29 protein-coding genes are annotated in these 18423 nt (G+C 59.1%); 24 read left to right on the forward strand and 5 right to left on the reverse strand.

Annotation, left to right across the window (positions count from 1 at the left end; genetic code table 11):
- Positions 1 to 100: 100 nt before the first annotated feature.
- The 9 genes from ACH6CV_RS10165 (at position 101) to ACH6CV_RS10205 (ending at position 5102) form a co-directional block, all read left to right on the forward strand.
- Positions 101 to 316 (forward strand): YozE family protein, encoded by a 216-nt coding sequence (locus ACH6CV_RS10165; protein WP_456358125.1) that lies wholly within the window; start codon positions 101 to 103, stop codon positions 314 to 316.
- Positions 313 to 714, forward strand: a complete 402-nt coding sequence (locus tag ACH6CV_RS10170; RefSeq protein ID WP_456358078.1) for an antA/AntB antirepressor family protein — start codon at positions 313 to 315, stop codon at positions 712 to 714. Before ACH6CV_RS10165 ends, ACH6CV_RS10170 begins: the two co-directional genes overlap by 4 nt.
- Complete coding sequence (locus ACH6CV_RS10175) at positions 707 to 988, forward strand: VRR-NUC domain-containing protein (protein ID WP_456358079.1); 282 nt, start codon at positions 707 to 709, stop codon at positions 986 to 988. The genes ACH6CV_RS10170 and ACH6CV_RS10175 overlap by 8 nt, the downstream gene beginning before the upstream one ends.
- Positions 969 to 2324: an SNF2-related protein gene (locus ACH6CV_RS10180; protein WP_456358080.1), complete on the forward strand. Its 1356-nt coding sequence runs from the start codon at positions 969 to 971 to the stop codon at positions 2322 to 2324. The genes ACH6CV_RS10175 and ACH6CV_RS10180 overlap by 20 nt, the downstream gene beginning before the upstream one ends.
- Complete coding sequence (locus ACH6CV_RS10185; RefSeq protein ID WP_456358081.1) at positions 2321 to 2563, forward strand: hypothetical protein; 243 nt, start codon at positions 2321 to 2323, stop codon at positions 2561 to 2563. Before ACH6CV_RS10180 ends, ACH6CV_RS10185 begins: the two co-directional genes overlap by 4 nt.
- Complete coding sequence (locus ACH6CV_RS10190; protein WP_456358082.1) at positions 2560 to 2973, forward strand: hypothetical protein; 414 nt, start codon at positions 2560 to 2562, stop codon at positions 2971 to 2973. The genes ACH6CV_RS10185 and ACH6CV_RS10190 overlap by 4 nt, the downstream gene beginning before the upstream one ends.
- 191 nt (positions 2974 to 3164) lie before the next feature.
- Positions 3165 to 4016: a hypothetical protein gene (locus ACH6CV_RS10195; RefSeq protein ID WP_456358083.1), complete on the forward strand. Its 852-nt coding sequence runs from the start codon at positions 3165 to 3167 to the stop codon at positions 4014 to 4016.
- Positions 4013 to 4531 (forward strand): hypothetical protein, encoded by a 519-nt coding sequence (locus ACH6CV_RS10200; protein WP_456358084.1) that lies wholly within the window; start codon positions 4013 to 4015, stop codon positions 4529 to 4531. Before ACH6CV_RS10195 ends, ACH6CV_RS10200 begins: the two co-directional genes overlap by 4 nt.
- 316 nt (positions 4532 to 4847) lie before the next feature.
- Positions 4848 to 5102: a hypothetical protein gene (locus tag ACH6CV_RS10205; protein WP_456358085.1), complete on the forward strand. Its 255-nt coding sequence runs from the start codon at positions 4848 to 4850 to the stop codon at positions 5100 to 5102.
- Between the two features lie 116 nt (positions 5103 to 5218).
- Here ACH6CV_RS10205 and ACH6CV_RS10210 read toward each other — a convergent pair whose 3' ends face one another.
- The 5 genes from ACH6CV_RS10210 to ACH6CV_RS10230 form a co-directional block, all read right to left on the reverse strand.
- Positions 5219 to 5656, reverse strand: coding sequence for a gamma-glutamylcyclotransferase family protein (locus tag ACH6CV_RS10210; RefSeq protein WP_456358086.1), 438 nt, complete (start codon positions 5654 to 5656; stop codon positions 5219 to 5221).
- An 82-nt stretch (positions 5657 to 5738) separates the two neighbouring features.
- The gene (locus ACH6CV_RS10215) at positions 5739 to 5924 is read right to left on the reverse strand and encodes a hypothetical protein (RefSeq protein WP_456358087.1); all 186 of its coding nucleotides are present in this window, start codon (positions 5922 to 5924) and stop codon (positions 5739 to 5741) included.
- A 31-nt stretch (positions 5925 to 5955) separates the two neighbouring features.
- Positions 5956 to 6180 carry a hypothetical protein gene (locus ACH6CV_RS10220; protein ID WP_456358088.1) on the reverse strand — a complete coding sequence of 75 codons (225 nt, stop codon included), beginning with the start codon at positions 6178 to 6180 and terminating at the stop codon, positions 5956 to 5958.
- Positions 6181 to 6315: 135 nt separating this feature from the next.
- A complete protein-coding gene (locus ACH6CV_RS10225) occupies positions 6316 to 7182 on the reverse strand; it encodes an amidoligase family protein (RefSeq protein WP_456358089.1) in 867 nt (288 codons plus the stop codon).
- Between the two features lie 28 nt (positions 7183 to 7210).
- Positions 7211 to 7582 carry a hypothetical protein gene (locus ACH6CV_RS10230; protein WP_456358090.1) on the reverse strand — a complete coding sequence of 124 codons (372 nt, stop codon included), beginning with the start codon at positions 7580 to 7582 and terminating at the stop codon, positions 7211 to 7213.
- Between the two features lie 587 nt (positions 7583 to 8169).
- Here ACH6CV_RS10230 and ACH6CV_RS10235 point away from each other — a divergent pair.
- From ACH6CV_RS10235 to ACH6CV_RS10305, 15 genes are all read left to right on the forward strand, one after another.
- Positions 8170 to 9405, forward strand: coding sequence for a site-specific DNA-methyltransferase (locus ACH6CV_RS10235; RefSeq protein ID WP_456358126.1), 1236 nt, complete (start codon positions 8170 to 8172; stop codon positions 9403 to 9405).
- 36 nt (positions 9406 to 9441) lie between these two features.
- Positions 9442 to 9936 carry a phage terminase small subunit P27 family gene (locus ACH6CV_RS10240; RefSeq protein ID WP_456358091.1) on the forward strand — a complete coding sequence of 165 codons (495 nt, stop codon included), beginning with the start codon at positions 9442 to 9444 and terminating at the stop codon, positions 9934 to 9936.
- On the forward strand, positions 9926 to 11479 hold the full coding sequence (locus ACH6CV_RS10245) for a terminase large subunit (RefSeq protein ID WP_456358092.1): 1554 nt from the start codon (positions 9926 to 9928) through the stop codon (positions 11477 to 11479). Before ACH6CV_RS10240 ends, ACH6CV_RS10245 begins: the two co-directional genes overlap by 11 nt.
- 29 nt (positions 11480 to 11508) lie before the next feature.
- Positions 11509 to 11835: an HNH endonuclease gene (locus ACH6CV_RS10250; RefSeq protein ID WP_456358093.1), complete on the forward strand. Its 327-nt coding sequence runs from the start codon at positions 11509 to 11511 to the stop codon at positions 11833 to 11835.
- A 100-nt stretch (positions 11836 to 11935) separates the two neighbouring features.
- Complete coding sequence (locus tag ACH6CV_RS10255; RefSeq protein WP_456358094.1) at positions 11936 to 12391, forward strand: hypothetical protein; 456 nt, start codon at positions 11936 to 11938, stop codon at positions 12389 to 12391.
- Between the two features lie 75 nt (positions 12392 to 12466).
- Entirely contained in the window at positions 12467 to 13675 is a 1209-nt protein-coding gene (locus ACH6CV_RS10260) for a phage portal protein (RefSeq protein ID WP_456358095.1), read from the forward strand.
- On the forward strand, positions 13672 to 14388 hold the full coding sequence (locus ACH6CV_RS10265) for a head maturation protease, ClpP-related (RefSeq protein ID WP_456358096.1): 717 nt from the start codon (positions 13672 to 13674) through the stop codon (positions 14386 to 14388). The genes ACH6CV_RS10260 and ACH6CV_RS10265 overlap by 4 nt, the downstream gene beginning before the upstream one ends.
- Positions 14389 to 14398: 10 nt before the next feature.
- Positions 14399 to 15601: a phage major capsid protein gene (locus tag ACH6CV_RS10270; RefSeq protein WP_456358097.1), complete on the forward strand. Its 1203-nt coding sequence runs from the start codon at positions 14399 to 14401 to the stop codon at positions 15599 to 15601.
- Between the two features lie 58 nt (positions 15602 to 15659).
- Positions 15660 to 15911 (forward strand): Head fiber protein, encoded by a 252-nt coding sequence (locus ACH6CV_RS10275; RefSeq protein ID WP_456358098.1) that lies wholly within the window; start codon positions 15660 to 15662, stop codon positions 15909 to 15911.
- Positions 15912 to 15920: 9 nt separating this feature from the next.
- Positions 15921 to 16205 carry a head-tail connector protein gene (locus tag ACH6CV_RS10280; RefSeq protein ID WP_456358127.1) on the forward strand — a complete coding sequence of 95 codons (285 nt, stop codon included), beginning with the start codon at positions 15921 to 15923 and terminating at the stop codon, positions 16203 to 16205.
- A gap of 15 nt (positions 16206 to 16220) precedes the next feature.
- Positions 16221 to 16577: a phage head closure protein gene (locus ACH6CV_RS10285; protein ID WP_456358099.1), complete on the forward strand. Its 357-nt coding sequence runs from the start codon at positions 16221 to 16223 to the stop codon at positions 16575 to 16577.
- Entirely contained in the window at positions 16577 to 16936 is a 360-nt protein-coding gene (locus ACH6CV_RS10290; protein ID WP_456358100.1) for a hypothetical protein, read from the forward strand. Before ACH6CV_RS10285 ends, ACH6CV_RS10290 begins: the two co-directional genes overlap by 1 nt.
- Entirely contained in the window at positions 16933 to 17346 is a 414-nt protein-coding gene (locus ACH6CV_RS10295) for an HK97-gp10 family putative phage morphogenesis protein (RefSeq protein ID WP_456358101.1), read from the forward strand. Before ACH6CV_RS10290 ends, ACH6CV_RS10295 begins: the two co-directional genes overlap by 4 nt.
- A gap of 18 nt (positions 17347 to 17364) precedes the next feature.
- Positions 17365 to 17973: a major tail protein gene (locus ACH6CV_RS10300; protein ID WP_456358102.1), complete on the forward strand. Its 609-nt coding sequence runs from the start codon at positions 17365 to 17367 to the stop codon at positions 17971 to 17973.
- Between the two features lie 224 nt (positions 17974 to 18197).
- Entirely contained in the window at positions 18198 to 18377 is a 180-nt protein-coding gene (locus tag ACH6CV_RS10305; protein WP_456358103.1) for a hypothetical protein, read from the forward strand.
- Positions 18378 to 18423: the final 46 nt, after the last annotated feature.

Consider the following 18423-nt stretch of genomic DNA (forward strand, 5'->3'; position numbering starts at 1 on the left):
AAAGTCCCTTAAGGGAAATTCAGGGTCAAATTTTCCCTATAGAGAGTTTTATACAGCGACTTCCGCAACCTGCACACAGGAGATAGGAGTGGAACATATGATGACCTTTTACGATTGGATGATAGCCCGATATCAGGGAAAAAACTCACCCCGCGGGGACCTCGCTGATGATATGTCGTCCGACAAATCCTGGCCCGCTGAAAACATCAGGGCGGCTATCCTGGAGCATCTCACTAGTCATGGTGCCTGCTCCGAGTGCGTTGAGGTGTTCAAACGCTGCTGGCGCGACTACAGAAAGTGTGAGGTATCTCCATGACAGATCAGATCGCGATCGTATTCGATTCCGATAATCCAACCGTCAGCGGACGCGAGCTGCACGCCTTGCTGAAAATCAACACCCGCTACAATGACTGGTTCCCCAGAATGTGCGCGTATGGCTTCCGTGAGGGAAAAGACTATTGCACATTTTTGAGTAATAGGTCTGACGGGTTTCCGGGCAAGCAAGCGATCGACCATGCGCTTTCCATCTCAATGGCCAAGGAGCTCTGCATGCTTCAGCGCAGCGAGATGGGCAAAGAGTTCCGTCGGTACTTCCTCTCCATAGAGGAAGCGTGGAACTCGCCCGATAAGATCATGGAGCGAGCGCTTCAGATTGCCCATGATCGTGCCCTTGAAGCCGAGCGCCGGATCTTCGAGGAAAACAAGGATGCGTGAGAAAATCATCGAGCAAAACCTGGTACAGGCCGTCCGTCGGATGGGCGGCCTCGCGCCTAAGTTCACCTCCCCCGGATGGGCAGGCGCACCCGACCGCCTCGTACTCCTCTCCAGTGGGCGCCTGGCGTTCGTGGAAGTGAAAGCGCCTGGGAAGATCCTGCGCCCGCTGCAGGTAAGGCGGAAAGGGCAGCTGGAGGCGCTAGGGTTTCGAGTGTACGTGATCGACCGACCGGAGCAGATCGGAGGTGTGCTGGATGAAATACAAACCCCATGAGTACCAGGCCTACGCGACCGACTTCATCCTGACGCACCCTGTTGCCGCAATTCTCTTGGATTGTGGCCTTGGCAAGAGCGTAATCACACTGACGGCGATTCATGAGCTTTGCCTGAACCGCTTCGAGATCAGCCGGGTGCTGGTGATCGCACCCCTGCGAGTGGCGCGAGACACGTGGCCAGATGAGATTCGGAAATGGGATCACCTGCGGGGCCTGACCTACTCGGTCGCGGTGGGCACGGAAGCCGAACGCAAAGCGGCGCTACGGCAGCAGGCCAGCGTGTACATCATCAACCGGGAGAACGTCCAGTGGCTGATCGAGAGCAGTGGCCTGCCGTTCGACTACGAGATGATTGTCATCGACGAACTGTCCTCCTTCAAGTCCTATCAGGCGAAGCGGTTCCGGAGCCTCTTGAAGGCGCGCCCCCACGTCATGCGGATTGTGGGCCTGACGGGCACCCCCTCCAGCAACGGCTTGATGGACCTGTGGGCGGAATTCCGGCTGCTGGACATGGGCAAGCGCCTGGGCCGCTTCATCACCCACTACCGGGACGAGTTCTTCCTGCCCGACAAGCGCAGTGCTCAGCAGATCTTCTCCTACAGACCCAAACCCGGCGCGGAGCAGGAGATCTACCGCCGGATCGCCGACATCACCATCAGCATGAAGAGCACCGACTACTTGAAGATGCCCGAGTGCGTGATGAACAAGGTGACGGTGACACTCTCTGACCCGGAGCATGAGGTATACACGCAGATGAAAAATGACCTCGTGGTCTCGCTGAACGGCGAGGAGATCGACGCGGTGAACGCGGCCGCCCTCTCCGGCAAGCTCTGCCAGATGGCGAACGGCGCGGTGTACGGTGATGAGAAGCGCGTCGTCCACATCCACAACCGGAAGCTGGACGCGCTGGAGGATCTCATCGAAGCGGCGAACGGCAAGCCGGTGCTGGTGGCCTACTGGTTCAAGCACGATCTGGCCCGGATCCAGGAGCGGTTTCATGTACGGGAGATCCGAACGAGCAAGGATATCGCGGACTGGAATGCCGGCGCAATGCAAGTCGGCCTGATCCACCCAGCATCTGCCGGACATGGTTTGAATTTGCAGGCGGGCGGCTCCACGCTCATCTGGTTCGGGCTAACCTGGAGCCTGGAACTATATCAACAGACCAACGCCCGGCTCTGGCGGCAGGGGCAGCGGGCCGAGGCCGTGGTCATCCACCACATCATCACGAGGGGCACGATTGACGAGCAGATCATGGCTGCTCTGAAACAAAAAGACAAGACCCAAGCCGCGCTGATTGACGCGGTGAAGGCGAATTTGGAGGGGTACCAATGACTGAAATCCCCAGCGACAACTGGTTGAGCCTGGCGGAAGCTATCATCGTGCAGGCGACCAAGGATTACAGAACCGCACTTCGGAGCCTGCACTTTTACCCGGAGAGCACCAAACAACTCTGCCAGAAGCGTGAACTGGAAGCGTTCTTTCGATCGAGCTGGTTCCAGACATTATGCGACCTGGACGGCAAGCAACTGATCTGGATGCTAAAAAACGAAGTCAGGGGGAAACACAAATGACCGCGAAAGAATACCTTAACCAAACGTTTCGGCTCGACCAGCGCATCAACAGCAAGCTTGAGCGCGTGGAAGTCCTGCGCGCGCTGGCGCAGAAGGTCACCGCCTCGTATGAGAGCGAGCCTGTCTCGCACTCGCGCTGCGCCACCTCGATGGAGAACACGATCCATCGGCTCATGGAAGCGGAGGATGAACTGAGCCGGGCAATTGATCTGCTGCTCGAAGTGGGCACCATCATTCAGAAGGTGCACAACCCGGAATATCAGCTTCTGCTGGAACTGCGGTATCTATGCTTCAAAAGCTGGAGCGAAATCGCTGTTCGGATGGACCTGGAAGAGCGGTATGTGTACAAAGTGCATGGCCGGGCCCTCCAGGAGGTAGAAAAAATTCTGGCTTCGGAACAAAAGACCTGAAAAGACAGTATTAGACAGCCCCCAGGGTGTGATATAGTCAGACTAGCAAAGTAGATCCGACAAGCCTTCGCTGATGCACCGCGAGGGTTTTTTCTTTGAAAAGAAGGATAATGACCAACCTTCATGATTTGCTTGACTTCCATCGCTTTTAGAGCGTATATGACACTACCCAAAGCGAAGGAGGCATCCCCATGAGAGTAGAAACCGGTCTTACAACCCAGCGCAAGCTGCTCGCACAGGCCATCGGTGAATGGCTGCACATGGAACCGCACTATGACGGCGTACCGCGCTGCACCTACAGCATTGGCTCGGTCAAGGTGGAAAAGGACGCAGCAATCGTCACCGACGATTTGGAAGCCTGGACCGCACTACAGCCATTCTTCCAGAACCATGGCTGGGCGGCGGAGGAACCGCAGACCGAGCAACCAGCGCCGGAAGCTGATTCAGAAGCTACCGACATCGAAGCCATGGAGATCAGCGAGCCCGCCCCCGGCTTGACGGTTGGGAGCCTTTCGAACTTGATCCACATGCTGTACAGCAAGCAGTATCTGTTCAACCGCATGACGGAATCCGGAAGCCTTTTCATTTCGAAGAACCTGATCGACAGCCTGAAGGAGCACATGCCAGAAGACCTGGCCGCCTTCCAACAGCGGCTGGCTGATTCTAAAACCCGCGGCGAACTGGACGGCTTCAGCTATTTGGACGGTAACGTCACGCTGCGCTACCCATTCCATGCGGAACAGCCGATGCGCTGGACGACCTACGGCCTGCTAACCGACAAGATTATCAAGGCCGCGCAGTCAGCGACCCGCATCACCGCACAGGTCCAGGAACCCGAGAACGAGAAGTACTTCGCGCGGTCATGGCTACTACGGCTGGGCATGGGCGGTGCCGATTTCAAAGAGGAGCGCCGTATCCTGCTGGGCGGATTGAACGGCCACGCGGCGTTCCCGAACGACGTTGCCGCACAAAAGCACAAAGAGAAATACGCCGCGCTGCGCCGGGACGCCCACGCCGCTGACGGGAAGGAGGAGACAGAATGAAGGATCTGAATGAACAGCTCCTTGATTTCAAAGCCCGGCAACTGGCCGGAGAGCGCATGTCCTGTCCCCGCTGCGGGAGCGGCGTGATGAACATCCATGTGACGTGCAATGCGCTCAGCCGCCACGCGGACGTCTACGTCTGCGACGATTGTGGTACCGCAGAAGCGATGCTGGACCTGATGCAAAACCCGCTACCGCTTAACCAGTGGGCGCTCTTTCATGACGGGCGGCCAATCTCCAACTTCAAGTCGATGCCCGGCCCACTGGTGTGGGAGCGGCTTCAGAAACAGCAGCTTCCTTACCTGATGGATCTGTACAGGCGTTGGCTGGGCGCGGAAGGCAAAGAAGATTTCGAAGCGTACCGCGCCGAAGCATACCAGCACTGCCCAGGGTTGACGCACCTGTGGCTCCAGCCCTTCCAGGCGGTGTACCGGGTGTGTGAAGGCCAACTGCTGGTTCGGTTCAGAAAGAACGAAACCGGTGTCGAAACCGCCTACGACGTGATCCCTCTCTGACGATTCGCGACGTGACCGCACAGGCGCCCTTGACGCCGGCTGAGCGCTGTTGACTCGGGTCGTCCCCCCAGCTCCGCCATCGGCGCTCACGTGGCGCGACTGGCGCAAGATTTCAAAGCTCCATGAACGACAGAAGCCGCCCTCGATTTGAGAGCGGCTTCTGTCGTTGGACAAACCCCTAAATTAAACAGCTTGGCAGAAGGGTGGATGGAAAGAGGGCGAAAGGTACGGGAAAGAGAAGAGGCAATTGACACCCAGACCGCCGGGTGATAGTATATTGCATGTGGATCTATGAATAGAAAGACGGGGATGTTGCATGAACACGGAAACCATCATGGCCATCCGGGCCAGCAAGCGGCGGGAAGTCGCGGACGCTCTTCAAGGTGTGTTGACTGAATTCGGATGCAACATCAAAATGCGCCTTGGATTGCACCAGGCCGGCGATGTTTGCTCCGAAGAAGGTCTGATTCTGCTGCAGCTGGTGGACGCGGAGGAAGTCGGCGCGATTAAGGCGCTGGAGGACGCGCTCGCAAAGATTGACGGGCTTCGGTTCAAGACCATACAGTTCTGATTCTCCAGCCACCGGAGGTTTTCGGCGCAAGAAAAGCGCTATTTTCCCTATTCATCAACGCTTAAAGCCGCTCGATTTGAGAGCGGCTTTTGTTGTGCCCTAAACGGCCGGGTGCATCAAGATTTTCGCAGCAGGCTGCGTAGGAGCGCGGGCTTCAAGACCCTCTCGATTTCGGAGGAAAAGCCCAGCGCCAGGTACGCCCGTAAGATTCCATCATAGTAATCCCGGGTCGGCGGCGCAATGCGCTTCTGGTTCATCAGGTAGATCATACCCTTGATTTCAGAGCCGCCCGTCATGTGTACCGTGCGCTCCGCCTTGATGTAGTAACTGGGGTAACCTTCGTAGTGGTCCAGCCGCCGTTCATCAGCTGAACTGATCTCCCAGACGGCGACCGGCACCTGTGCATCTTTTGCATGGGAGTGCTCTACGGTGGCGTGAAGGTAGAACTCCAACCGGCTTCCCGGCAGGTACCCCATGCCAAGAAGCCGAGCGTCCGGGCAGCGGTACATCATCTGTTCCTCGATCATGTTGGAGCCATACGCGATGTAATTCATGGCGTTGTTCCTCCGTATTTAGTGTATCAGGTTTGAGGTTGATTTGGAAGTGTATTCGCTCTGGATTTGTAAGCTTGCGGGGTCAACCGCAGCGGGCGCAGGCGATGATCACCGGGATCATCCTGAGCGGGTAGCGGAGCGTCAGCAAAATGGCGGCTGTGCGGGCGGCGTCGTGCAGCCCGACGCGCTGCAGCGCCCAGTACCGCTCGGGGTCATCGGTGTGGTCAAAGATATTCCAGCAGGTGGTGTTGTCAAAGATGCGCTTCATGATGTACCTCCCTTGATTTCAGAGCCGTGTGTCAGCGGCTCCGGATGATGGTCAACTGGTACTCGCGGCCGTTCGGCAGGCTGATGACCAGCCCTTTGTCGCGGGTCATCACGCCATCCTCGGAAAAGGTCTGAACCCGTAGGTTCACCCAGCACAGGTCTTCCGCTGTGCGGTAGTCGCCATCCTGGGCGATCAGTTCCCGCAGGCCGTCCTGCAACACCTCTTCGAAGTCCTGTTCGTTCTCGCGCTCGTACATCTGTGTGGTCCCCCTTTTTGATTTGGGAGCTCTACTAGCTTCCCGCGACGCGTTTCGCGTTTCGGCCCGGAGCCACCGGGCCTCATCAGGCGGGTGTGCTTGATTTCAAACCAGCCGGCCTGGAAGCGGGCTGTGTCAGCTCGCCTGGCGCCATGCGGCATTGCCCGGCAGGTGCTTGAGCAGGTGTTCGCGGGCGGTCGCGAACTCGTCGCCGATGAACCCCAGCCGCAGCATCCAGCACCGGAAGGTGTACTTGGGGTTGTCGGTCTCCGGGCGGCGTGGCGAGGCCGAGCTCGATTCCAAAGCCTGGTGGGAAATCGCCATGCTCAGTTGGATGAAGGATTTGATTTCGCCCGCGTGGAGTGTGCTGTTGAAGGCCCGGAACTCGACGGTGCCCTTTTGGAACACCGAGTGGAGGTTCAAAAGGTGGTACCGGCTGTGGTCGTAGTGCTCGTGGGCATGGCGCTCCCAGTTCCGATCGTCGTACCACACCCGGGCGAGCTCGGGAAGGGTTTTGGGCTTGAGCCGGTTCAGCCTCGCGAGGAAGCCCGCGTCAACCGGCTGGCACCAGCGTGTGCGGCGTTCCGGCGCGATTTGCAGCGCCTGGGTCAGCAGGTCCTCCTTGGCGTTGACGATGTTCACCAGATTTCGAAGCGTTTTCGGGGTGTGGCTGCCCAGCCCGATGTGCACGTGGATCCCGCAGCTCTCGTGTGCTTTGGCGCCGGCCCGGCGCAGCTTGCGCACCAGTTCCTGGACCGTCTCGATGTCTGTCCACCGGCAGATCGGGCTGACCAGCTCGGTGCGCTCCTCATACGGGCCGGCGATGCTGGCGTCCGAGACCAGCTTCCAAGGCCGGCCTTCCGGGTCGTACACCGCCCAGGTGTCGTAGCTCCCGCCCACGTGGGTGGGTCGGATGTCAAAGTGCGCGGCGATGACCTCCGCGGCCTTCGCCCGGGTGATGCCATTCATCTCAATCTCGATACCAAAGGTCTGGTCCTTCATAGCGGCGTCCTCCTTTGTGTGCTCGGGCTCAGCGCTTGACCTGGCGGGCGGCGGCCGCGGCTTTGCGGGCCTTGTCGGCGGCGACGTAGGCCCGGCCGTGTGCCTGCATGGCGGCTTCCAAAAGGTCGGCGTCCTCGTCGTCCGACCCCATGTCGGCCGGGATCTCGTCTGCCAGGAGCTCGGCGGTGTCGGCCGCGACCGCGGCGTGGAGCGCAGCCTGTTCGGCGGCGGCCCGGTACAGCCGGGCGGCGTTGGTGGCGGCGACCAAGGCGGCTTCGGCCTCGGCGGCTTCGCGGGCGGCCCGGTCGGCCCGGTCGGCGGCGGCCTCGGCTTGAGCGGCGGCCCGGAGCGCGTCCCGGGTGGCGGTGTGGAAGGCAGCCCTTTCAGCGCAGGTGGTCATGGGGTACCCCTTTCGGCCCGGCGGCTTGACCCGCCCGCGGCGGCGGCCCGGTTTGCGGCCGCGACACATTCATCGCTCGGCCCGGCCGGAAACGCAAGATAACAAACGCCGTCGTTTTTGCGTCGTTTGCGATACGTCGCCCGGCCCACGCGCTATAGAGGAAGCGCGCGCCACCGCCCGCCCAAACCCCGCCCGGCCGCCCGCCCACACCCACCGCCGGCTTTCGCACGCCGCTTCGGAGAAGTCCGACGGGCGTGGTGGACTTTCGGGGTTTGCTTTGCAGAAGTCCCACCGACCCCGTGGACTTTCGGGGTTTGCTTCGGAGAAGTCCCACCGGCCCCGTGGACTTTGGCGCTCCGCTTTGGAGAAGTCCCACCCGCCCGGTGGACTTTCGCGCTCCGCTTCGGTGAAGTGTGCCGGGGAGGGGGGATCGGATCTCTACGAACCTCTCGCCGGAGACCGCGGCCCCCTCTAGTGCGAGTTTTCGCGAAATTCAGGACCCGGGGTATTCGGCCCCAAAACGAAAAAAGCAGCCGCTCGTGATGGGCGTCTGTTGCGAGTGAAGGAGGCTTTCTTTGAATACGAGCATGAACCTGCAGCGGATCCCGGTGGAGAAGCTGAAGCCCGCGAAATACAACCCGCGCAAAGACCTGAAGCCCGGCGACCCGGCCTATGAGAAGATCAAGCGGAGCCTCTGCGAGTTTGGCTATGTCGATCCCGTCATCTGGAACGAGGTGACCGGGAACATCGTAGGCGGTCACCAACGATACAAGGTGCTGACGGCGGAAGGCGCGACGGAGATCGACTGCGTGGTGGTGCACATCGAAAATCCACCGGACGAAAAGGCCCTCAACATCGCGCTCAATAAGGCCGTGGGTGAATGGGAACCTGTGGCGCTGGCTGACCTCCTCTCCGACCTGCAGCAGAACGGTTACGACCTGGGCGCGACGGGATTTGACGCCGCCGAGATCGACGAACTGTTCTCCAAGGTCCATGACAAGGATGTCAAGGACGACGAGTGTGGTATCGACCCGGATGCCATCCAGCCGTTTGTGCAGCTGGGTGATGTATGGACGCTGGGCAGGCACCGAATGGTCTGCGGCGACGCTACGAATGCGGACCATGTCGCGCTGCTCATGGACGGCGTCAAAGCGAACCTCGTCGTGACCGACCCCCCGTACAATGTTGCATACGAAAGCGCAGATGGCAAGTCAATTTTGAACGACAGCATGGCGGATGGTGCTTTTCTCGAGTTTCTGCTGGCCGCGTTCCGCAACATGGCGGCACATATGGCGGAGGGTGCGTCGGCTTACGTCTTCCACGCGGATACGGAGGGGCTGAATTTCCGGCGCGCGTTCAAGGAAGCGGGCTTTCACATCAGCGGCGTCTGCATCTGGGTGAAGCAGTCGCTGGTGCTGGGGCGCTCCCCGTATCAGTGGCAACACGAGCCGGTTCTTTTCGGGTGGCTCCCCAACGGCAAGCACAAGTGGTTCGCCGATCGTAAGCAGACCACCATCTGGAACTTCGAAAAACCCAAGCGCAGTGCAGACCATCCGACCATGAAGCCGATACCGCTTCTGGCCTATCCGATCAAGAACAGTTCGGCCCCCAATGGCGTGGTGCTTGACCTCTTTGGGGGGAGCGGTTCAACGCTCATCGCCTGTGAACAGACCGACAGGATCTGCCGGATGATGGAGATAGATCCGAAGTATGCGTCCGTCATTGTCCGGCGATATGCCGATGCCTTAGAAAGCACGGCGGGCATCCGCGTGCTGCGTGACGGTGTGGAGCTGTCATTCGAGGAAGCGACGGCGCAGGAGTGATCATCGGCCCGATAACCAGGAAGGGAGGTGTGCCAGATGGCGACGCGGGGCAGAAAGCCCAAACCCACCGCGATCAAGTTGCTTGAAGGCAATCCGGGCAAGCGTCCGCTCAACGAGCATGAACCGATCATGCCCAAGGGGAACATCAAATGCCCGGCCTGGATTCTGCCGGTAGCCAAGAAAGAATGGAAGCGTCTGGCCCCGGCCCTTGAAGCAATGGGTGTACTGACCATGGCCGACCTGACAGCCTTTGAGGGCTACTGTCAGGCGTATGCGCGATGGAAGGAGGCCGAAGCGTTCATCACGCAGCACGGCTCCATCTTCAAGACGCCCAGCGGGTATGTCCAGCAGGTCCCGCAGGTGTCCATTGCCCAGCAGAATCTGAAGATCATGCAGTCGTTCTGCTCGGAGTTCGGCCTGACGCCCGCAACACGCGCCCGCATCATCGCGGCAGGCGGTGGATCAGATGATACGTTCTCCACAGACCCCATGGAGACGCTGCTGAAGGGCGGGTGGATGGGTGGCGTTTGATGAGAACAAGGCCAAGCGGGCCAGCTCTTTTATTGAGTGCCTCAAGCACACCAAGGGCGAGTTCCACGGGAAGCCGTTTAAGCTGCTGCCGTGGCAGGACAAGATCATCCGCGAGGTTTTTGGCACCGTCCGGGACGATGATCCGACCATGCGGCAGTACACCACAGCATATATCGAGATCCCGAAGAAACAAGGTAAGTCTGAACTTGGCGCGGCGATTGCCCTGAACATGCTGGTCAATGACGATGAATGGAAGGCGGAAGTGTACAGCTGCGCGTCCGACCGCCAGCAGGCGGGCATCGTATTTGACGTGGCGGTTGATATGGTCAAGCAGTCCCCAGCGCTCCTGAAGCGCATTAAGATCATACCCTCCGTAAAGCGAATGGTGTACCAGCCCACCGGCAGCATCTATCAGGTGCTGTCTTCGGAAGTCGCCACCAAGCACGGTCTGAACGTTTCGGCTTGCATCTTTGATGAGCTGCACACCCAGCCTACCCGCGCGCTTTACGACGTGATGACCCAGGGCTCCGGCGACGCTCGGAAACAACCGTTGTGGTTTTTCCTCACGACAGCAGGTACAGACCGCAACAGCATCTGCTGGGAGGTACACCAAAAGGCGCTCGACCTTCTGGAAGGACGTAAAGCCGACCCGCGTTTCTATCCGGTTATCTTCGGACTGCCGGATGATGCGGACTGGCAGGATGAGCAGAACTGGTACAAAGCCAATCCGTCACTGGACCACACGATCTCCATCGATAAGGTGCGCGACGCCTACCGAAAAGCCATGGAGACCCCTGCGGATGAGAACATGTTTCGGCAGCTGCGCCTGAACCAATGGGTCAAGCAGTCCATCCGCTGGATGCCTATGGAGCGTTGGGACGAGTGCGGCGGTGTAGTGAATGCTGTGGCACTGGAAGGCCGGCTTTGCTATGCGGGGCTTGACCTTGCGTCCACAAGCGACCTGACGACGCTGGTGCTTGTGTTCCCGCCTGAGGATGAGGAGGAGCCATACACCGTGCTTCCTTTCTTCTGGCTGCCGGAAGAGACGCTTTCCCTGCGCGTCCGGCGCGACCACGTGATGTACGACGTCTGGAAGGCGCAGCAGCACCTCATGACCACCGAGGGCAACGTTGTACACTACGGGTTCATCGAGAAGTTCATCTGTGATCTGGGCGAGCGCTACAACATTCGCGAGATTGCCTACGACCGCTGGAACGCCACGATGATGGTGCAGGCACTGGAGAACGACGGGTTCACCATGGTTCCCTTCGGGCAGGGTTTCAAGGATATGAGTCCCCCGACCAAGGAACTGATGCGCATCGTGTTGGAACGGAAGCTGAATCACGGTGGGCACCCGGTACTCCGGTGGAACATGGACAACGCTTTCGTGCGCACCGACCCGGCGGGAAACCTGAAGATTGACAAGGAGAAGTCCACGGAAAAGGTGGACGGCGCGGTGGCGCTGGTGATGGCGCTGGATCGGGCGATGAAGAACCAGAACGGCGGCTCCGTTTATGATGAACGCGGACTGCTCTTCATCTGATCTCTTCATCTATATAGGGGGGAATTTGCATGCCGCGAACGCCAAAACGTCCCTGCCGCCATCCCGGCTGCCCCAATCTAGGCGACGAGCCCTATTGCGCGCAGCACCAAAAGTCGTACGCGCGCGAAACGGCGACGCAGCGCGGCTACGACGGGCGCTGGCGGAAAGCGCGAACGCTCTTTCTGAAGAAGCACCCGCTCTGTACCGAGTGCCTGCGGGCGGATCGGCTGACACCCGCCACCATAATCGACCACATCGTCCCTCACCGCGGTGACTACCGATTGTTCTGGGATCAGTCGAATTGGCAACCGCTGTGCAAGCCCTGCCATGACCGGAAGACCGGCGAGGGCCTGTAGCCAGTCGGCGCACGCCCAAATATTGGGACGATCTATCTTTACCTTTCAAGATAGGTCTGATACAATATCAACAGTACCAATAGAACGGGGGTGATGTCTGATGAGCCTGATAGCTGAGTTTGATGAAATAGTCCTCAACACTTTTAAGCTGTTGGGTAAGCCCATCGATACAAGGAAGTACATAATTGTCGATAGGCCTACACCTCACAATCCGGAGAAACTTCCGCCTGGTATGATGGGCATTTGTACGTTCTGGCACGATGGCAATGCGTTAGTCGTTGGAAGAGCCGGCTCCAAGAGCAATTCCCGGTTTTATAGCCAACACTACAACCCAAAGTCCTCGCAAAGCAATTTGGCAGCATCACTTCTATCGGATATATCAATGAGTCACCTCAGAATTTCAGAAGCGAGTGTCTGCGGATGGATAAAAGAGAATTGCAGGAGAATCGACATATTACTAGACGCTAACTTCGGCACCATAGTATTAGAGCGGATAAAAGCATCCCTCGTTGAAAAATACAATCCCAAGTATGAGAGAAGAACGGCACAACACTAAATCCCTTTCCTTCGAACCCCTCCAACGCCCATCCACCGATGGGCGTTTTCTTGTGATCTTTTTTGGAGGCGTGATATGAACAATCCACTAGCCCGGCTATTCCGCTCGCGGGATAAACCGGAGAATATCGTCAGCGCTGCACCAGCCTTCTACTTTGGTTCCAGCGGCTCGGGCAAATCCGTCACGGCCCGGTCGGCCATACAGGTTTCCGCGGTGTACGCCTGTGTGCGGGTAATCGCTGAAACCGTCGCCAGTTTGCCGCTCCATGTCTATGAGAGCACAGAATCCGGTAGCGTGAAGGCGGTGGAGCATCCGCTGTATCGAGTGCTGCATGATGAGCCCAATGCGGAGATGACGTCCTTCGTCCTCCGGGAAGTGATGCTCTCGCACCTGCTGCTCTGGGGGAACGCCTACTGCCAGATCATCCGAACGGGCAGAAACCAGGTTGCCCAGTTGTACCCACTGCTGCCCGATCGCATGGAGGTGGACCGCGACAGTCGCGGTGCGCTCGTCTACACCTACACCACGACGGACGGCAAGGCTGTAAAGCTGGCGCCGGAAGAAGTGCTGCATGTGCCCGGCCTCGGCTTTGACGGTATCATGGGCTACAGCCCCATTGCGCTAGAGCGGAATGCGATCGGTCTGGGGATTGCTGCAGAGGAATACGGCAGCAAGTTCTTTGCCAACGGGGCGACGCCCTCCGGTGTGCTGACCCACCCGAACACAGTGAAGAGCCCTAAGGCGCTCCGGGAAAGCTGGAATGCCGCGCACGGTGGGTCCGTAAACTCCGGGAAAGTCGCTATTTTAGAAGAAGGCATGAAGTTCGAGCGGATCTCCATGCCGAATAACGAAGCGCAGTTCCTCGAAACGCGTAAGTTTCAGGTGTCGGAGATTTGCCGCATCTTCCGGGTGCCACCGCATTTGGTGGGCGATCTGGAGCACGCTACTTTTAGCAACATCGAGCACCAATCCATCTCGTTTGGTGTTCATACCATCCGTCCATGGCTTGTCCGCATTGAGCAATCCATGAACCGGGCGCTCTTTTCCAAGACGGAAAAGGAGCGCTTTTTCGTGCGGTTCAATATAGACGGTTTGCTGCGGGGCGCGTACAAGGAGCGCATGGAGGGCTATGCCATCGCCCGGCAGAACGGCTGGATGAGCGCCAACGACATCCGCGAACTGGAGAATCTGAACCCTATTTCCGAGAATGAAGGTGGCTACGCCTATCTCTGCAACGGCAATATGGTCCCCATCACCGAAGCGAGAAAGGAGATTTCCGATTGAAGAAGTTCTGGAATTGGTCTGCCCCGGACCGGCAAGCAACGAACGACGACGGCGAGAGAACGCTTTACTTGGACGGCGTCATCGCGGAAGAAAGCTGGTTTGACGATGATGTCACGCCTGCCGCGTTCAAGGCAGAACTGCTGTCGGGCACTGGGCCGATCACCGTTCGAATCAACTCGCCGGGCGGCGACTGTATCGCGGCATCTCAGATCTACACCATGCTCATGGATTATCCGTCCGACGTCACGGTGAAGATTGACGGCATTGCCGCATCCGCTGCCTCCGTCATCGCCATGGCAGGAACCAAGGTCTGCATGTCACCCACGAGCATCCTGATGATCCATAATCCTCTTACGGTCGCCATGGGCGACAGCGAGGAAATGCGAAAAGCCATCCAGCTTCTGGACGAAGTGAAAGAATCCATCATCAACGCCTATGAGATCAAAACTGGGCTTTCCCGCGCGCGGCTCAGCCATCTCATGGACGGCGAAACGTGGATGAACCCGAAGATGGCGCTGGAGTTCGGGTTCTGCGACGAGATCATGTATCTGCAGGAAAGCGACGCGCCCGAGAAGCTTGAGGACAGCTTCACCTACTCCCGCCGGGCGGTTACGAACAGCCTGCTGGACAAGTTGAAAACCCGGATCCCTAAACCCGACAACCGAGTGAAAGCGGCAGACCTGGAGCACAGGCTGGCGCTACTCAATCATTAGGAGGTAGAACATGAATCAAATTCTCGCCCTGCGCGAAAAGCGCGCAAAGCTGTGGGACGCCGCGAAGGCATTTCTGGACACCAAGCGCGGCACCGACGGCATGATCTCCGCTGAGGACAACGCTACCTATGAGAAGATGGAAGCCGACGTGGTCAGCCTGGGCCGTGAGATCGACCGGCTGGAACGTCAGTCCATCATCGACCGCGAACTGAACGCGCCCACTTCGAAGCCGCTGACCGGCGCGCCCCTATCGGATACCGGAACCGTAAAGTCTGGGAAGGCCACGGACGAGTACCGAAGCGCCTTCTGGCGCGTCATGCGCGATAAGGCGGTGCCCTACGAAATCACGAACGCACTGAAGATCGGTCAGGACGACCACGGCGGCTATCTGGCGCCCGATGAGTATGAGCGCACGCTGGTTGAAGCGCTGGAAGAGCAGAACATCTTCCGCCAGCTGGCCCACGTGATCACCACGTCCTCCGGCGACCGGAAGATCCCCGTAGTCGCATCCAAGGGCAACGCGGCGTGGATTGACGAGGAGGCGCAGTACCCCGAGAGCGACGATACCTTCGGCATGATCTCCATCGGCGCGTACAAACTGGCCACCATGATTAAGGTGTCGGACGAACTCCTTCACGATAGCGTGTTCAATGTCGCCAGCTACATCGCCAAGGAGTTCTCCCGCCGCATTGGCGCTGCCGAGGAGGAAGCGTTCTTCATCGGCAACGGCACCGGCAAGCCCACCGGCATTCTGAACACCACGGGCGGCGCGGAGGTGGGCGTGACCGCGGGCAGCGCGACCGCCATCACCTTCGACGACGTGATGGATCTGTTCTACTCGCTGCGCGCGCCGTACCGCAGGAATTCCGTATTCATCATGAACGACACCACGGTGAAGGCGCTCAGGAAGCTGAAGAACGGCTCCGGTGACTACATGTGGCAGCCTTCGGTGACGGCTGGTACGCCGGACACCATTCTGAACCGCCCGGTGTACACCTCGTCTTTCGTGCCGACGCTGGTGGCCTCGGCGAAGCCGATCCTGTTCGGCGATCTGGGCTACTACTGGGTAGCGGACCGGGAAGGTCGAACGTTCCAGAGGCTGAACGAGCTGTACGCGCCGACCGGCCAGGTCGGCTTCCTCGCCTCCCAGCGCGTGGACGGAAAGCTGATCCTGCCGGAAGCGGTCAAGTGCCTGCAGATGAAGTCTGCCTAATTGGTCGGGGGCTGTCCAGCGTGGGCGGTCCCCGATTCCCTTAAGGAGGGTGATACCCATGGAAACCAATACTCGAAATTATCATGCTCATGGGGGCGGCGAATGGGTGATCGGCGGCAAGCTGACCTTCTTGCCAGGGGCCACCGTAGAGGGGGCGGAAGGGCTGTTCGACGTTCCTATCAGCGCCCAGATACCCAGCATTCCTCCCAGCACTGCTACCACCGTCGCCGCGCTGCGCGAGGAGTTCAACGCCTTGATCTTGGGCCTGAAAACCTCGGGCCTAATGGCATCGGAAGCTCCGGAGGAATAAACCGTGGGAATGATCGTGACGATCCCTGAGGTCAAAGCCCACCTGCGGATCCAGCATGAGGATGAAGATGCCTACATCGGGAGCCTGATCGAGCAGGCGCAGTCAGCGGCGGAGGACTTCTGCCGTGTTTCGTTTTCGGAGGACGCGCCGCCGCCTGTACGGCTGGCCGTACTCCTCATGATCGGTCACTACTTTGAGAACCGGGACAATCCCGACAAGCAGGTGTACCTGGCGATGCGGATGGCGTTTGAGAACTTGCTCTACCCGCATAGGGATGTGGCACAGTTTTTTTGATTGAGGTGATACGCCTTGCGTGGATACAAGAATTTCGAGAGTGACCCCCATCCGGGAGATCTGAAGCATCTGGTGGAGGTCGGGTACACCGAGAACACCATCAATGAAAATGGATATCCAGAGCCCACCGAAGTGGTGGTCTGCAAGGTGTGGGCCGCCGCTACGGACGCCGGAAACCAGCACTTCCGCGCTGCCGACACCATCAACGCCGAGGCGGTCATCAACTTCACTATCCGGTTCCGTGAGGACATCCAGCCGGGCATGTGGGTGAAGTTCCGGGGCGCGCGATGGATCATTTCCACGCTGGGTGAGTACGAGTTCAAGCGAAGGTATCTGGGCCTCAAGGCGTCCATCGTGAAGGGGGTCAGCTGATGAAGCAGGTACAAGAGGCCCTCTCCGGCCTGGACATCCCCGTATACGCCGGCATCTGGCGGCCCACCGCTTCCGGGCAGAATCCGCCCGCACAGTACGCCGTGTACGCCACCACGACCACCGAAGATGTCCATCTGGACGACTCCGTTGTCTCTCTCAAGACCTTCGTGTACCTGAACCTCTGGAGCGACGGGGATCCGACCGACACCGCCGCCCGTATCCGAAGCGCCATGTATGCCGCAGGGTTCGTCATGGTTGAGGAGACCGATATGGGCTACAACCAACCGGCCTACGACAGCGCGACCCGGCAGTACAACATGCATTGGACCTGGTGCCTGCGCTCGGGGGTAGCCCCATGAGCATGAAGCTCGACGGTGTCGACCAGTTGATGGGCGATTTTGCCGCCATGGCCGCGCGCCTTCATGAGGATGGCCCCACCTGCACTGGCATCCTGGAGGCGGCGGCTGTCCCGATCCATCAGCAGATGAAGGCCAATGCGTCCTCCGACCCCAAGATCATCACTGGTGCGCTGCAACGATCGATCAAGGTCGGGCGCGCCAAAAAGCGCAAGACCGGCCGGAGCATCACCATCGGCGTACACCACTCCGCGGAGGGCGCATACTACGCAAACGCTGTCGAGTTCGGGCATGGCGGCCCTGCCCCAGCCCCGGCACACCCCTTCGTCCGGCCCGCCTATGACACCAAGGCCGACGAATCCTACGACATCATCCGGGCCGGGCTTCGTGATGCTGTCAGCAGGAATCCATAATACGAGGAGGATTAACCCATGCCGAATACCGCTTCCCCCGCCGTGGCCAGTACGGTGGGTCTCAAGAACGTCGTCATCGCACCGGTCGTTTCTGATACCGATGAGGGCGTCAACTACGGCACATTGCAGGACTTTGCGGGTGCCATCGACGCGCAGATCGCGCCGGAGAACGCTGATCCTGAAGTGCAATATGCTGATGATCAGGAGTTCGACGTCGTGTATCCGGATCCCGAGATCAAGCTCACAATGGAGATGGCGGACATTCCGCTGCTCATCCAGGAGATGATCTTAGGCAACGTCATCGACGACAATGGCGTCCTGATCCGTGCGGCAGGCGACACCCCTGGCTACTTCGCGCTCGGTTTCAAGAGCGAGAAAGCGGATGGAACCTACCGCTACGTTTGGCTCTTCAAGGGGCGTGCTGCGCCGATGACCGAGCAGTATCATACAAAGGAAGGCACCACGCTGACGCGTCAGACAGGAAAATTGGAGTGGACCTTCATCAAGCGCACCTTTGACAAGCGCTATCAGGCGATTGCCGACGAGGGGCAGAACGGCTTCACCCCAGAGAAGGCGGCTGCCTTCCTGACCAGCGTGTATACGCCGGTGGTCACTTCAGGCACCTGATTCCAACCAACGAAAGGAGATCAACCATGATCACCTGTACCTTGGGTGAAAAGAGGTATTCTGTGGACTTCATCTCCGGGCGCGCACTACGGGAGATGGGCCCTGCCTGGGACATGTACGCCCAGCTTTCCGCGGTTGCGGCTGACGCCGTGGCGGGAAAGGCTTCCAAGCAAGCGAAAGACTGTGGCAATCAGCCCTCCGTGACAGCGGCGCTCGATGTCCTGGTGAAGTGGTTCTGCCTGGTGTTTGGCAATCAGTTCAGCCCGGACGACGTGTACGACCACTACCCCGTGGACCGGCTGACGCACGACGTCGTGTTGGCTCTACTGGCCGTGCAGACCCAGACCACCGAGGTCTTGAGCGAATTCCCTACACTGGCAGCGCAGGAGGAGACGGCGTCCTGACGCTGCCGGACTACATCTTCGCCACTTACAATGAACTGCTGGGCGC

The sequence above is a fragment of the Anaerozeibacter quisquiliarum genome (assembly GCF_051162045.1).
GTDB classification, from domain to species: domain Bacteria; phylum Bacillota; class Clostridia; order Christensenellales; family Aristaeellaceae; genus Anaerozeibacter; species Anaerozeibacter quisquiliarum.

Coding starts and splice junctions, on each gene's coding strand:
- ACH6CV_RS10230 (WP_456358090.1), bottom strand. CDS start 7,582: ATGACCACCTGCGCTGAAAGGGCTGCCTTCCACACCGCCACCCGGGAC.
- ACH6CV_RS10270 (WP_456358097.1), top strand. CDS start 14,399: ATGAATCAAATTCTCGCCCTGCGCGAAAAGCGCGCAAAGCTGTGGGAC.
- ACH6CV_RS10250 (WP_456358093.1), top strand. CDS start 11,509: ATGCCGCGAACGCCAAAACGTCCCTGCCGCCATCCCGGCTGCCCCAAT.
- ACH6CV_RS10225 (WP_456358089.1), bottom strand. CDS start 7,182: ATGAAGGACCAGACCTTTGGTATCGAGATTGAGATGAATGGCATCACC.
- ACH6CV_RS10240 (WP_456358091.1), top strand. CDS start 9,442: ATGGCGACGCGGGGCAGAAAGCCCAAACCCACCGCGATCAAGTTGCTT.
- ACH6CV_RS10170 (WP_456358078.1), top strand. CDS start 313: ATGACAGATCAGATCGCGATCGTATTCGATTCCGATAATCCAACCGTC.
- ACH6CV_RS10220 (WP_456358088.1), bottom strand. CDS start 6,180: ATGTACGAGCGCGAGAACGAACAGGACTTCGAAGAGGTGTTGCAGGAC.
- ACH6CV_RS10200 (WP_456358084.1), top strand. CDS start 4,013: ATGAAGGATCTGAATGAACAGCTCCTTGATTTCAAAGCCCGGCAACTG.
- ACH6CV_RS10255 (WP_456358094.1), top strand. CDS start 11,936: ATGAGCCTGATAGCTGAGTTTGATGAAATAGTCCTCAACACTTTTAAG.
- ACH6CV_RS10275 (WP_456358098.1), top strand. CDS start 15,660: ATGGAAACCAATACTCGAAATTATCATGCTCATGGGGGCGGCGAATGG.
- ACH6CV_RS10195 (WP_456358083.1), top strand. CDS start 3,165: ATGAGAGTAGAAACCGGTCTTACAACCCAGCGCAAGCTGCTCGCACAG.
- ACH6CV_RS10260 (WP_456358095.1), top strand. CDS start 12,467: ATGAACAATCCACTAGCCCGGCTATTCCGCTCGCGGGATAAACCGGAG.
- ACH6CV_RS10175 (WP_456358079.1), top strand. CDS start 707: ATGCGTGAGAAAATCATCGAGCAAAACCTGGTACAGGCCGTCCGTCGG.
- ACH6CV_RS10235 (WP_456358126.1), top strand. CDS start 8,170: ATGAACCTGCAGCGGATCCCGGTGGAGAAGCTGAAGCCCGCGAAATAC.
- ACH6CV_RS10280 (WP_456358127.1), top strand. CDS start 15,921: ATGATCGTGACGATCCCTGAGGTCAAAGCCCACCTGCGGATCCAGCAT.
- ACH6CV_RS10295 (WP_456358101.1), top strand. CDS start 16,933: ATGAGCATGAAGCTCGACGGTGTCGACCAGTTGATGGGCGATTTTGCC.
- ACH6CV_RS10190 (WP_456358082.1), top strand. CDS start 2,560: ATGACCGCGAAAGAATACCTTAACCAAACGTTTCGGCTCGACCAGCGC.
- ACH6CV_RS10210 (WP_456358086.1), bottom strand. CDS start 5,656: ATGAATTACATCGCGTATGGCTCCAACATGATCGAGGAACAGATGATG.
- ACH6CV_RS10300 (WP_456358102.1), top strand. CDS start 17,365: ATGCCGAATACCGCTTCCCCCGCCGTGGCCAGTACGGTGGGTCTCAAG.
- ACH6CV_RS10215 (WP_456358087.1), bottom strand. CDS start 5,924: ATGAAGCGCATCTTTGACAACACCACCTGCTGGAATATCTTTGACCAC.
- ACH6CV_RS10205 (WP_456358085.1), top strand. CDS start 4,848: ATGAACACGGAAACCATCATGGCCATCCGGGCCAGCAAGCGGCGGGAA.
- ACH6CV_RS10165 (WP_456358125.1), top strand. CDS start 101: ATGACCTTTTACGATTGGATGATAGCCCGATATCAGGGAAAAAACTCA.
- ACH6CV_RS10185 (WP_456358081.1), top strand. CDS start 2,321: ATGACTGAAATCCCCAGCGACAACTGGTTGAGCCTGGCGGAAGCTATC.
- ACH6CV_RS10180 (WP_456358080.1), top strand. CDS start 969: ATGAAATACAAACCCCATGAGTACCAGGCCTACGCGACCGACTTCATC.
- ACH6CV_RS10290 (WP_456358100.1), top strand. CDS start 16,577: ATGAAGCAGGTACAAGAGGCCCTCTCCGGCCTGGACATCCCCGTATAC.